This window comes from Bifidobacterium sp. ESL0769 (assembly GCF_029395495.1).
GTDB lineage: Bacteria > Actinomycetota > Actinomycetes > Actinomycetales > Bifidobacteriaceae > Bifidobacterium.
In genome coordinates this window covers 2179887-2193089 of sequence record NZ_CP113918.1, presented here as the reverse complement: position 1 = coordinate 2193089, position 13203 = coordinate 2179887, and the positions used below count along the sequence as shown (strand labels likewise).

The window sequence follows — 13203 nt, the reverse complement described above, 5'->3', positions numbered from 1 at the left end:
TTATTTGGTTTTGAACCTGTCGCAGTCTTGAAAACCCATCGAGCCGGTACCCGAATCAATCGGATACCGGCTCGCGGCTTAACAGAAAGGACCATACACAAGCCCTATCGGTTTCGGCATCGTCTGCTAAAGCTTATTTGCCCGACTTTATTGTGCGGACGAGTGGTGTGCCGACCGATGTATTCAGTACATCGCACACTTGGGATTCAGCTTTTGATAGGCTATATTTATCGTTGAAACTCATGTGGTGTGGGTGGAAGCGATTGTATAGCAAAATTTAGTTAAATCCGATGATATTTTCCGCAACGTGATATCCCATACGGATAATCCAACGGCCTACAGAGCCTGGCAGGTTGATGGCCCGGGAAGGTAGCTGCCGCCGTACATCGCGTGCGATTCGCGGGGAAACGGCCCGCTGATGTTCCCAAAGTTCCCGCTTGATCTGGTAATTCGCGGGGTTGCGCGAAAGAATGAGGAAGACGCTCGCCACCACGCTCTCGATGGAAAGGAAATGAATCATATAGCGATAAAGCCCGTCGGGCACGTTGCCACGCTCAGGGGTGGCGGCGACCATTGCGCGGTTGACGCGCACGAGCTGGTCCACACGCCGAATCATCACGTCGGTCTGCACGCTCTGCCCGTCGCGCCCGATGAAGTAGTGGTAGAGCGGCGTGCTGATATACATGAGCGATTTGACCCACGGGAACGGCTGGTAGGCGTAGATGAAATCGACGTAGAAGGTGTGCTCGGGGAGCTGGGTCTGCGCCGCCCGCAGGACTTCCGTACGGAAAATCAGCGCATGCATAATCATGTATTGTGCGATGCCGAAATGCTTGAGATCGTCCCAGCTAAGCCGCCGGTCCGCCTCCATCACATTGTCGAATTTGACGACGTGCTTGCGTTTCTTGCCGACCTTGTCGTAAACGTAATCGGTGACGAACATGTCAATCGGCTCGCTGGCCCCGCGCTGTCGACGCATTACGTCCATGAGCTGCTTAAGGGATTCCGCACCTACCCAATCATCGGCGTCGACGACCTTTAAGTACATGCCTTCAGCGTTGGCGATGCCGGTGTTGACCGCCCCGCCGTGCCCTTTGTTTTTCTGGTGGATGACATGAATGATGCCGGGTTTCGAAGCCGCAAGCCTGTCCGCGAGCTCCGGGGTGCCGTCCGAAGAGCCGTCGTCGACGATGAGCACTTCGATGTCGTCGCTGTCGGGATTTGCGGTCAGCGACGAGACGCAACGCTCAAGGTAGGTGTCCATATTGAACGCGGGCACAACGAAAGTAAGCGTTTTCGAGCTAGTTTGCGGCATGGTTCCTCGTTAGTGGATATTCGCTGCGTTGGTGCGGCGAACAAGCCCAATTTACCATGCAATCCCGAGAATGAAGGGACTGGGCGCATGAATTGCGTCACTTTCTCCGTAAGTTGCGTCAAAAGTGTTATTGGTTTGATTATTTATTACTATCTAATTTGTTGGCGGCTTTTGGGATTATGCGGATTTGGCATCGTGGGAATCATTGCCATTGCTGGCGTCTTTGGCATCAACGTCTTTGGCGTCGATGCCTTCGACAACAGAATCTTCGGTGTCAGTGTTTTCGGCGCCATCTTTATTATCGCCCTTGCCGTTCAGATCATTCTCGAACTGCAGCTTCGGCTTGGCTTCAAGGCGCGAAAGTCCGTGCCAGGCGAGGTTGACGATGTGTGCGGCAAGCTGTTCCTTGCTGATTTTCTTTTGGTTCGCGGCCCAATACTGCCCGGTGAAAACGGTCATGCCCACGAGCATTTGCGCATAATACGGCACGCCTTTCGCCGGCAGCTTGTGCTGTTTGAACGCCCTCGTAAGGATTTCCTCGACGCGCAGGCTCACGTCCCCGAGCAACGAGCTGAACGAGCCGGCCGGATCGGTGGTGGGGGAGTCGCGCACGAGCACATTGAAGCCCTCGGAGTTCTCCTCTATATACGTAAGCAGCGCGAGTGCCGTACGTTCCACGATTTGGCGCGGATGGATGTCGCCGGCAGAAAGTGCGTCGATTAATGTGCTGGTCAGTTTTTGCATTTCGCGGTCGACGATGACGGCGTAAAGCCCTTCCTTGCCTCCAAAATGCTCGTAAACAATGGGCTTCGAGACCTTCGCGGCGGCGGCGATCTCCTCCACGCTCACCGCTTCGTAGCCCTTGGCGGCGAAAAGCCCGCGCCCGACGGTGATGAGCTGTTCTCGGCGCTGGTACGAAGTCATTCTGGAAGCATTCGACATAGTTATATTGTAGGTGATGCACACCCAAACGTAAGTATTTAAATGAGATTGGCTTCACTCAGGGAGTTTGATTTTAAATACCCCTGTTTGGGTATGCGCTTGCGTCGGGCCTCGCCAATAATCTTGAAGCATGAGTCTTATTATCAATCCGATGCTGATCGTCGCGGCGCTTGTTGTCGTCGCCGTCGTGCTTATTGCTCTGGCCGTGTTGGTGTCGCATTCGCACAAGAAAAATGCCGCCGATGCGCAGAATGCCAACGTTTCCGAAGACGTGAAAGGTACTGAAGCCGACGAAACGAGCGGTGGCAAGGAAAGCCCGCAGGGGAAGAGTGGTGCCAAGGGGAGTTCTCAGGCAAAGAGTGCTCAGAAACCCAATGATAAGAAGGGTGCTGCGAGCAAATCTTCCTCTCAGGAAAAGTCAAGCGCCAAAAACAAGACTGGTGCCAAAAACAAAACCAAAGAAAGTCCCAAAGCGAAGAAGGGCGAGATTAAGCCTGATTCTTCTGCTACAAGTGCTTTGAAGGAAGAGGCTCCTTCAAAGTCAGATGTTGAAACCCCGGAACCCAAGGCATCGCGTGGCGTTCGGCTTAAGGAGAAGCTCAGCAAATCGTCGAATCCGTTCGGCCGAGTGCTGTTCAATATCCTCGCCAAGGACCAACTTTCCGAGTCCGATTGGGAAGACGTCGAGGATACGCTGCTGTTGGCAGATGTCGGCAGCGAGGCCAGCGAGAAGCTGGTGGACGAGCTGCGCAACGACGCCCGCATCACCGGTACCTCCGATCCGAAGGTTGTGCGCGAGGCGTTGCGTTCCAAGCTCATTGACTTGGTCAATTCCCAACCCGACCGCGCACTCAACGCGAACAAGCCCGATGCCAAGAAGCCGAGTGTCATCATCATGGTCGGTGTCAACGGCACCGGCAAGACCACGACCGCAGGAAAGCTCGCGCGCCTCTTCGTCTCGGAAGGCAAGAGCGTGATGCTCGCCGCCGCCGATACCTTCCGCGCGGCTGCTGCCGACCAGCTCGAGACCTGGGGGCAGAAGGTCGGTGTACCGGTCGTCCGCAGCGAGAAGGAAGGCGGGGATCCGGCGTCAGTGGCGTTCGACGCTTCTAAGCAAGCCAAGGAGCAGAACGTCGATGTTCTGATTATCGACACCGCCGGTCGCCTGCAGAACAAGGCGAACTTGATGGATGAGCTCGGCAAGATTCGCCGTGTCACCGAAAAGAACCTGCCGGTCGACGAGGTGCTGCTTGTGCTCGACGCGGTCACCGGACAGAACGGTATGGCCCAAGCCAAGGTCTTCGCGGAAGCCATCGGTATCACCGGCGTCGTGCTCTCGAAGCTCGATGGTTCGGCCAAGGGCGGCATCGTCATCTCCGTACAGCAGGAGCTTGGTGTTCCGGTGAAGCTCGTCGGTCTCGGCGAAGGTCCCGACGACCTCGCCCCCTTCGACCCAGAAGGTTTCGTCGACGGCATTCTCGCCTGAGTCGCGAGTCCAGCGTTAACGTACGGCGGCCGCATATCATCCAGAATAGGTTGGTGCGCGGCCGCTTGCATATTGGTCCACTGCTTGTCACTTAGTCAGCGTGAAATTCAAACATTCGATAGGTATTCTAAGAATTTGAGCGCATTCTGGCCCGATTTTTGCGCTTAGAATGCTGCCGAAATGATTGCGGCCGGGATTATCTCTTCCGCATCATTTCTGGATGAACGTAACCATCATGTTTCGATAGTCTTCTGAGTTTTACATCGCCGTAATCTCGCGTCAAACTTCTCCTTACGTCTTCCGTGTTTCATAGCCCCATACGGTTCCGAACGCGTCGAGCCCCGGCGCGCAGACAGACCGGAGGAGAGGAAACGCGAAATGGATACTGGAAATGCCGCATGGATGTTGGTCGCGACGTCGCTCGTCTTTCTGATGACGCCCGCGGTGGCGTTCTTCTACGGAGGCATGGTGCGCCGCAAGGCGGTGCTGAACATGCTCATGCTTTCCGCGGGCGCGCTCGCGGTGAGCACGATAGTCTGGGCCCTCTGGGGCTGGTCGATTTCCTGGGGTGGCAAGGATATCGGCGGCATCTTCGGTGACCCAGCCTCCGGATTCCTGCTTGGCGACACGATGAAAGCCGGCAAGGATGGCATCTTCACCGCCACTGGCCTCACGCCGAACGGCAACAAATACCCGGTGAGCATCGATGTTGCCTTCCAGCTTGCTTTCGCGATGATTACCGTCGCCCTGATTTCCGGCGCACTCGCGGAACGTATCAAATACAGTACGTGGATGATTTTCGTGGCCATTTGGGTCACGATCGACTACGCACCCATGGCCCACATGGTCTGGAACGGCGGACTGCTTTCGCCGGATGGTCCGATTTCCAAGTTCATCGGTGCGCCAGTTCACGATTTCGCCGGCGGCACCGTCGTCCATATCAACGCGGCAGTCGCGGCGCTGGTTATCGTTCTCCTGATCGGCAAGCGCAAGGACTTCGGCAAGGCGCCGATCCGTCCGCACAACGTCCCCTTCGTCATGCTCGGCGCGTTCCTGCTCTGGTTCGGCTGGTTCGGCTTCAACGCCGGTTCCGCCTTCGCAGCCAACGGCACCGCTGGCTACGCGTGGGTGAGTACCTCGCTTTCCGCCGCCGCGGCAATGCTGACCTGGGGCTTCACCGAAAAGATTCGCACGGGCCATTACACGGCGGTCGGCGCGGCCTCGGGTATGGTGGCCGGCTTGGTCGGCATCACCCCTGCCGCCGATGTGGTCTCCCCGCTCTGGGCCATCGTCATCGGCGCGATCGTCGGCGTACTGACCTGCCTGGCCTGCGGTTTGAAGTTCCGCTTTGGCTATGACGATTCCCTCGACGTGGTCGGCGTGCACGGCGTGGGCGGCCTGACCGGCACCATCCTCATCGGCTTCTTCGGCCAAGGCACCGGCCTCTTCACCGGCGGCAGCTGGCGCCAACTCGCGGTGCAGGTAATCGTGGCGCTCGCCGCGGTCATCTACTCCGCCGTGGTCACGTTCGTCATCGCCTTCATCCTGCAGAAGACCATCGGCTGGAGGGTGAACGAGGACCAGGAATTGAATGGCGTCGACCTTGCCGACCAAGGCGAGAGCGCGTACGATTTTGCAGGTAAGGCTACCGCTCTCCTGAAGGAGATGAAGTAATGAAACTGATAACAGCGATTATTCAGCCACAGAAATTCGACGAGGTTAAAGAAGCCCTTGCGGCCGCCGGCGTCGAGGGTATGACGGTCAGTGAAGTCAACGGTTGCGGCGAGCAGCACGGCTACACTGAGGTCTATCGCGGCGCTAGTTACTCGGTCAACCTCATCCCCAAGATTCGCGTCGAGGTGGCGGTGCGCGACGCCGACGCCGATCCGTTAGTTGACATCATCGTAAAAACCGCGCGCAGCGGCAACATCGGCGACGGCAAGGTGTGGGTCCTCCCGCTCGATTCGGTCACCCGCGTGCGTACCGGCGAAACGGACGTCGACGCCATATAAAAGACAGGCTCAAAGCCAAATGATGAAAAGTTATTAGTTCAGTCGTTCGAAAATTAAAAATTACAAAGGCACTGGTCAATTGATCGGTGCCTTTTTGCGTCGCTGGCAGAAAACAAAATTTGCTGGCAGGAATAAAACGTTTGATGTTTTATTAGCAATATCACATTTCAAATAACACAAAATATAACATTTTATGTTCAGTTGGTAGATATATTCAGCATAAATATTCATCGTAGGATATTTGACTAATGTTGCAAAATAAGAGAATGTGTGTGAATAACTGTGCTGTGAGGCTCGGTTCTAAAATGAGACAAATATCATATATGTGTTTAAATATGTCTAATTTATATTGAATTTGCATGTCTTATGAAACTCGCACACTAGTATCCGTTTATTTCCTTGCGTGGTGCTTATCGGTAAACGCGCGTGTTGCCTGGAACGACAATTTGATGGATTGAACTTGAAAAGAATGACATTTATACGCATATGCGAATAAATATAAAACTTTAAATTTCGATGTCATCCGATGTTGGGGAGGTGATTGCGATGAAGTCGAACGATTTTATAAATAAACAAATCTCTGAAAAGCCAGCCGCAATCTCGCGCCGTGGCCGTTTGCTTGCGGCAGTGGCCATTGCAGTGTCGTTGCTGTTGGGAGGTGCGCTGAGCCCGAATGTCGCCACCGCTGTTTCCGGTAATATCAATACTTTTGCGCAAAACGTCGCGGCGCAGGATGCGACTACAGCTCAGGAAGCTATGACGCGAGATACAACGGCCACCCAAAACGTCGCCGCAACGCAGGACGGGGTGGCCAATCTTTTCTCGGGCAATAACGAGGCTCCCGACGCCGGAAACGACGTGACGATCGACGATTATCCGCAGCTGTGCGTGCAAGACGCCACCAGCACGATTCCCGCAGACAAGCGGGTCGATTGCAAGCCCAAACTCTACAAGTTCCTCGCCAATAACAACAAGATGCAAGGTGACGGCGTCGACGACGAGCTGCGCATCGACTTCGTGCTGCGTATGCCGCACGGGATGGTGAACCCCAATTGCGTGGCGATGAAGGATGCCTCCGATTACGGCGGCAACGGCAAGAGCAGGCAGAAGTATGCCAGTGGAGAGAACCCTCAAATCGACTGCGGCATGCAGATGCTGGTCTCGCAATACGGAGCGCCCGGCACCAACCCCAACACGCAGCTGACCAGTTTCCCGTACCTCAACACCTACGGCGGCGACAGCGACCGCGACACCAACGCGGATGCGCAGCAGGCCGCCGTCAACTGGGCGAGCAATCAGGGTGAGTTCTACACTATCCACAACGTCCTGGTCTCCGGCGACTACGATTACCTCACCATTTCGATTGAGGGCGACCTCTCCTACACCGGCAAGACGCTGGATCCGACCAACGTCGGCGGTACCGAATACGACCAGTACGTCTACGCGGTGGCCGCGCCGGGCAGACAGATGAACGGCAAGACGCCGGTCAATAACTACAGAACGTATTACTATTCGTCGCTTGATTCGCGCTATGTCACCAATATCAGCGAAGGTGTGCCCGCGTATATGTACGCCAACCAGTGCAATTGGGGGTCGGGCACGGCAGAGCAAAAGGTGCAGCAGTGCAACGGGCCAACTTCTCATATCGGCTTTGATGCGCACCCCAACCTGTGGAGCAGCGGTCAGGCCAACTGGGGCCTGGTGACCGACTACGGCTTCCCGAGTCAGGGCACTGGCGCGGGTGTGGCCCCGGCCAACTCGTTCTTCGTCTTCTGGTACAACATCGCCAGCCGTTGGAACTCGCAGTATCCCTGCTCGGTGAACACCTCGTTTTATTATCAGTGGTTCGGCCTCAAGGGCGGCAAGGATTGGGTGCCGGTGCAATCGCTGACCCCCACCGCGGTACGCGTCGACGGACAGCAGCAATACACCGATTATGGCGGCAACGACAGCTATGCGGCCCTGAACAGCCCGAATAACGCCTGGCACAACTCCAATCCCAATCATCTGATGGTGCCGGGCGCGGGAACGAATCCCAAGATCCTACAGGACGCCAAGGGCGACATCGATTTCGGTGCCATCAAAAAGGCCGACAAACTTGACGGTTATTTCAAGCTCGTGACCTGGCCGATCACCACCAATCCCGGCGTCAAAGACCAGTTGAGTGCCGCGGCCTACCAAGGCTGCGTGGTGCAGAACACGCCGACCGGCGGACAGACGCTGAGCGTCCACGATGCCTACAACCCGCTTTATAACAATGCCGACCCTGCCCAACCGCTGACCGTCAGGGAGGGCATGTCGCAGGAAGAGACCAACAAGTTGCTGGCCACCGGCTGGACCATCGACACCGCGTTCGCCGACTACAGCATCCCGAGGCCAGCCGCGCCGATGATTAATCAGTTCGACGGTTATGTGCCGACCTCTTCGCGCACCGTCACCGGCACCGGGATTCCGGGCGATACGGTGACGCTCTTTGCCGAGGACCAGTCGCATATCATCAATCTCGACAAGCCGAACGACCCGGTGACACGTGGCGTCAGAATCGGTTCCGTCAAGGTTGGCGCCGACGGCACGTGGTCCATCACCGACCCGCGCAGGATTGACACGAACCTGCAGCATTCCATCCGCTACCATGCTTGGCAAACCGAGAGCAGCGAGTTCCAGATTTCCTCGCTTTTCTCGAACGTCGTGCAGGGCAATTTCCAGCTTGAGATGAACAAGAACCCCGAAATCAAGCAGATTACGGTGCCGCACACGGTGCGCAACGCGTCCGGGGAAAGCGAGATGCCCGCCGGCGCGAAAGTGAGTATCAAAGGTTCCGCAGAAACGATGAATTCGAACGACGGCCTCAAGCTTTACGCGGTGGCGCAATCCCAGCCGATTCATCACGATACAGTAACCGGCCAGCCTTACGACGACCCGAGCAACCCTCGGCCGCCTGCCGAAACGTATTTGCTGAAGGATTTCGGCCCGCTCGACGCTGCCGGTCAAAAGCAACATCAGGATAAGGGCAGCGGGCATTGGCTCACCGATTGGACTTGGCAAGGACCGGTATCGACCTTCACGCAAGGTAAGGATGCTGGAAAGATTCTGTTCACCATCGTTGCAGTGCTTGATAATTCGGACACGCACGTGCTGACCTTCGGGCAGGTGCGCAACCAGTTGATCGACACTTATCCGACGGCCGTTCAGGTCACCTCGGTGAGCCGTGCGGACGGGATTTCCGGCACAGTGACCGATACCGCCCACACCGGCATCGACCCGACACCGGTCAGCAAGCTCACGGGGATGGAGGGCAACCACGTCACTGTGACTTGGCCGGACGGCGACGAAACCAGCACCACCACCGACAAGGATGCGAAATGGCATGTCGACGTTCCGACGTTCATGCCGCCGGGGCGCTTGACCATCACCTCGATGGACCGAGCCGGAACGCTGGACTTCGTCTACAACATCAACACGCTTGCCGAGCTTTCGGGCAACGAGCTGGGCAATCAGTCCGATGCGATAACTGCCTCGTTGGACGAGCCCGAGCCGGTTTCGGCGCTGCCGTTCACCGGGTGGCGGCATTGGTGGCTGCTTGTCGTCGCGGCTGCCGTTGCAATCGTGAGCGTTGCGGGATACGTCTACCTGACCCAATTCAAGAAGAAGGTCGGAGTGCATGCCGGAGGGCAACAGTTGCATCACGGGGTGCACGCTAAGCGGTGAGTTCGCCGAAACGTCACATATTTAAAGATTTGACCTGACGAAACCTTTGGGAGCAAAGGCGACAAAGGCCGATAACCAATATCCGTACCAAGTGAGGAAAGAAAGACAAGGGATATGAGTTTTAAAACCACCATACACAAGCTAGCAGGGGCTGCACTTGCCGCCGCCACGCTGCTGGCAGTGGCCCCGATGGGTGCTGCGAACGCAGAGGGGGACGGGGCCATCTCCGTGCCCACTGCCATCGCGGGGTCATACACGGGCGAGACCATCACCATCCAAGGTGACAAATCCATGCTCGAAGGGCATCAGTTCAAGGCCGTGCGTATCGGTACCTACGCGAACGTCAAAGGTACTGCGAACGGCGACGGAACGACGGGCGTGCTGAACGCCGTGTCCGTGGGCACCGACCCGCAGATTACCGCCGAAGCCACCACCGCGTTGCGGGAGGTCAAGGGCGGCGACGCGGACGTGCACTATCAAGGCAACCCCGTCGGCGAGGTTGCGGCCAAATGGCTCGGCTTCTCAGGGCAAGCGAACGACGACACCACCAATGATGACACGACTTCCAACAACGGTGGCCTTGGTCACGCTTGGGATGGAAAGCTGCGCCAGTTCGTCAGCAACGTTTTCTACAGCGCGAAGTTCGGAACTTTGCTGGGTGCCGCTGCGGCACAGCCTACCGATTCTTCTGCTGCTACGGTTGCCGGTGACAAGATGACCGTGAGTATTTCCGGCCTGCTGCCAGGCATCTATATGGTCGACGACGTCACCGGCGAAGCGGGCGCTGCTGGCATGACCGGCAAATCCGGTTCGGCTGCTGCTGCGAAGGCCGCCGGCAACTCCATCCCGATGCTCGTAAGTACCGCCATCACTTCCGATGGCGTTGCCTACAACAAGATCGGCGCCTCCAACGAGACGCTCGGCGTGGTCGATATGAAGAACGATGCGCCGACAGTCGACAAAGCGCTTGATACCGATAAGATCAACAACGCTTCCATCGGCGGCGAAATGCATTACAAGCTCACCGGCAGTGTTCCGCTGACCACCGGCTTCCGCCGCTATATTTACACCATGGTCGATCGGCCTGCGCAGCTCGGCCTGCATTTCGTCTCCGGTTCCGAAAAAGTGATGGTGGGCACCACCCAGCTCAGCGCCGCGAACGGCGACTACAAAGTGACCGCCCATGCCGCGGCCGGTGGGCAGTTCAAGGATATTCCTGGCGACGATTCCACCGATTACGTGGTTTTCGACCTTTCGCCGAGCATCTTGAAGTTCCGTTATCGGGATTCGATAGTCATCACCTACACGATGTCGATCACGGATGACGCCGACGGCGGCCAACTGCAGAACGGCGCGACGCTCAGCTATTCGAGCGACGTCAACAACCAGCCCAGCGCCGCCAATTCCGGCGATCCGACCGTCGCCACCATTGACCCGGCCAGCGGCAATGTGGTTTCCGACGGCACGGGCAACGGCTCCCTCGCCTCCAATGCCACCAGCCCGGAGAACCCGGCCTCCGTGGCGAGCTTCCGCAAGTTCTCGGTCGTTACCAAGCCCAAGCTGGCGTGGGACAATGCCAAGGATGAGGCTGCGCGGGACGCCATCGGCGGGCTGACGGGCGTGAAGTACCAGCTGTTCGCGGCCGATGCCAAGCCATCCGGGGCAAAAGCGGGTGAAGGGTCTGCCATGGCAGACGCGCTCAAGTTCATCAAGCTGGGCGACGGCCATTACAAGCTGGTTGCCGCGCAGAACGCTAGTAACAACGCTTTCGTTTCTGACCTTGAGGTTGGCAGCGACGGCAAGTTGACGTTCGACGGCCTGGGCAAGGGCGATTACTCCGTCAGGGAGCTCACCCGTCCGGCCGGTTACTCCGACACCTTCATGCCCGTATTCAAGGTGCATGTTGAGGCCGACGCAGCCAATGCCGCAAAGTCCATCTATACCAACGAAAGCGACTCCTGGAACTTGGTTGCGCCGCACGCTACGGCCGTTTCGAGCGACAAGCCGATTGTGGTTTTGGCCATCACTTCCATTTCTCAGCTCCCGTTGACCGGTGGTGCGGGCATCGTCCTTGCGCTGCTTGTCATCGTGCTGCTGGCTGTGGCCACAGGCACGCTGATCATGGTCCGTCGCCGTTTACGTCAGGAGTAATGAGCTGGCAAAGCGTTGAAATCATCGGATTTTGATGATTTTGAGCTAGTAATATCCATAAAATTACAAGCGCGCAGCACGGATTGGCAAAAATGAACAAGTTTTGGTTTCTGTGCTGCGCAATTGTCGTATCCCGCAATTCGGAAATATCAAATCGTTGGAATTTCAACGTTCCTCAAATCAGTGGATTCCCTGCTGAAAGCAAGGAACGCGAAACTCCCATTAATAAACGTTGAGCGCCGAGTGTTGAGTGTTGAGCGCCGAATTCTTGATTCCTGAACGTTACTTTTATCTATTCACTACGAAGGATGACAGCGATTGGAGGTTGATCCTTGCTATTCCTCGAGTTCGATGCGATTCTGCGCGGCAAAACTGTCGGATCGAGCACCGCTCGCAGGGTTGTCATCCGTGTCGTCGACGTGTTGCTGGTATGCTGCGCCGTCTCACTGGTCGTCGCCATCGCGTGGTTCCCGACTGTGTGGACGATTCAGACGTATCGGCAGAGCCGGTTGGTCGAGAATTCTGCAAGCCGCGTCGAGCGTTGGCCGCGCGGTAAGGTAGTTAACGAATACAACCGCGCTCAAGCTTATAACCGGCGTATAGCGGCCTCCGGGCAAAATGCGTTGGGGGAGTTCGTCGATCCGTTCGCTATGGGGGACTTTGGTTCTAAAAATCCAGGTAATTCGGCGAGCGCTTACGGTTCGCGCGGTTCCTCTGATTCGCGTCGCTCGTCCGATTCGTCGGGGACGCCAGGCTCTCGTGATTCGTCCAACGTGTCCGGTTCTTTACGTTCACGTGATTCGTCCGGTTCGAGGGCATCGTCTGGATTGTCTCGATTATCAGGTTCTGACGATTCCTTCAACGGGGTCGGTTCCTCCGATTCTATATCCGACAAGCCGAAAACGCTAAGTGACGACGATGCTGAATACCAGAGCTTGCTGAACGTCGGCGACGGAGTGATGGGCAACGTCCGCATCCCCAAGATTTCGGTGAACATGCCGATTTACCACGGTACCTCCGACGGCGCGCTGCTTCACGGCGCTGGCCATCTTTACGGCACGAGCCTGCCAGTCGGCGGCAAATCAACGAACGCCGTGTTAAGCGGCCACCGCGGGCTGAGCAGCGCCCTGCTGTTCACACGTCTCGACGAGCTCAAGCGCGGCGACATCTTCTACGTCCAGACGCTCGGCCGCACGATGGGCTACCGCGTCACCGGCATCCATGTCATCGACCCGCAAGACACCCACCTTTACCGCGTGGTGCCCGGCCGCGACCTTGTCACGCTCATGACCTGCACCCCTTATGCCATCAATACGCAGCGCCTTGTCATCACTGGCACCCGCCAATCCATCCCTCATCCGATTCCAAACCCAAACAATGCAAAAGGAGATCCCATGCTCATTGCCATTCTCATCGTGCTAGCCGTCCTTATCGTCGGTCTCGTCGCCGTAAAACTGTCGCGCCGCAGCTTCGTCCCAGCACGTCACCGCCGTGTTAATTCCGTCCTTCAGAAGGCGAAAAAGCGGAACGGCTACCCAACTGATTCGCAGAATATTCTGTATTAGTCATGCAAAGGGTTGTTCGAATAT

General features: G+C 56.8%; 8 protein-coding genes. 6 read left to right on the top strand and 2 right to left on the bottom strand.

Annotated elements, in window-relative coordinates; genetic code table 11:
- Window positions 1–277: 277 nt before the first annotated feature.
- Window positions 278–1315, bottom strand: a complete 1038-nt coding sequence (locus OZX72_RS08590) for a glycosyltransferase family 2 protein (RefSeq protein WP_277158277.1) — start codon at window positions 1313–1315, stop codon at window positions 278–280.
- 177 nt (window positions 1316–1492) lie between these two features.
- Complete coding sequence (locus OZX72_RS08585) at window positions 1493–2257, bottom strand: TetR/AcrR family transcriptional regulator (protein ID WP_277158276.1); 765 nt, start codon at window positions 2255–2257, stop codon at window positions 1493–1495.
- A 151-nt stretch (window positions 2258–2408) separates the two neighbouring features.
- Here OZX72_RS08585 and ftsY point away from each other — a divergent pair, with 151 nt between their 5' ends.
- The 6 genes from ftsY to OZX72_RS08555 all read left to right on the top strand — a co-directional run bounded on the left by ftsY (window position 2409) and on the right by OZX72_RS08555 (window position 13179).
- Complete coding sequence (gene ftsY, locus OZX72_RS08580) at window positions 2409–3743, top strand: signal recognition particle-docking protein FtsY (RefSeq protein ID WP_277159422.1); 1335 nt, start codon at window positions 2409–2411, stop codon at window positions 3741–3743.
- A 378-nt stretch (window positions 3744–4121) separates the two neighbouring features.
- Window positions 4122–5417 carry an ammonium transporter gene (locus OZX72_RS08575; protein ID WP_277158275.1) on the top strand — a complete coding sequence of 432 codons (1296 nt, stop codon included), beginning with the start codon at window positions 4122–4124 and terminating at the stop codon, window positions 5415–5417.
- On the top strand, window positions 5417–5755 hold the full coding sequence (locus tag OZX72_RS08570; RefSeq protein ID WP_277158274.1) for a P-II family nitrogen regulator: 339 nt from the start codon (window positions 5417–5419) through the stop codon (window positions 5753–5755). The genes OZX72_RS08575 and OZX72_RS08570 overlap by 1 nt, the downstream gene beginning before the upstream one ends.
- 546 nt (window positions 5756–6301) lie before the next feature.
- A complete protein-coding gene (locus OZX72_RS08565; RefSeq protein ID WP_277158273.1) occupies window positions 6302–9463 on the top strand; it encodes a hypothetical protein in 3162 nt (1053 codons plus the stop codon).
- Between the two features lie 114 nt (window positions 9464–9577).
- Complete coding sequence (locus OZX72_RS08560) at window positions 9578–11614, top strand: isopeptide-forming domain-containing fimbrial protein (protein WP_277158272.1); 2037 nt, start codon at window positions 9578–9580, stop codon at window positions 11612–11614.
- Between the two features lie 332 nt (window positions 11615–11946).
- Window positions 11947–13179, top strand: coding sequence for a class C sortase (locus OZX72_RS08555; RefSeq protein WP_277158271.1), 1233 nt, complete (start codon window positions 11947–11949; stop codon window positions 13177–13179).
- Window positions 13180–13203 lie beyond the last annotated feature (24 nt).

Bases quoted from the DNA above. Each gene is read 5' to 3' on its own strand.
- OZX72_RS08590 (WP_277158277.1), bottom strand. From the start codon at position 1,315: ATGCCGCAAACTAGCTCGAAAACGCTTACTTTCGTTGTGCCCGCGTTC.
- OZX72_RS08585 (WP_277158276.1), bottom strand. From the start codon at position 2,257: ATGTCGAATGCTTCCAGAATGACTTCGTACCAGCGCCGAGAACAGCTC.
- ftsY (WP_277159422.1), top strand. From the start codon at position 2,409: ATGCTGATCGTCGCGGCGCTTGTTGTCGTCGCCGTCGTGCTTATTGCT.
- OZX72_RS08575 (WP_277158275.1), top strand. From the start codon at position 4,122: ATGGATACTGGAAATGCCGCATGGATGTTGGTCGCGACGTCGCTCGTC.
- OZX72_RS08570 (WP_277158274.1), top strand. From the start codon at position 5,417: ATGAAACTGATAACAGCGATTATTCAGCCACAGAAATTCGACGAGGTT.
- OZX72_RS08565 (WP_277158273.1), top strand. From the start codon at position 6,302: ATGAAGTCGAACGATTTTATAAATAAACAAATCTCTGAAAAGCCAGCC.
- OZX72_RS08560 (WP_277158272.1), top strand. From the start codon at position 9,578: ATGAGTTTTAAAACCACCATACACAAGCTAGCAGGGGCTGCACTTGCC.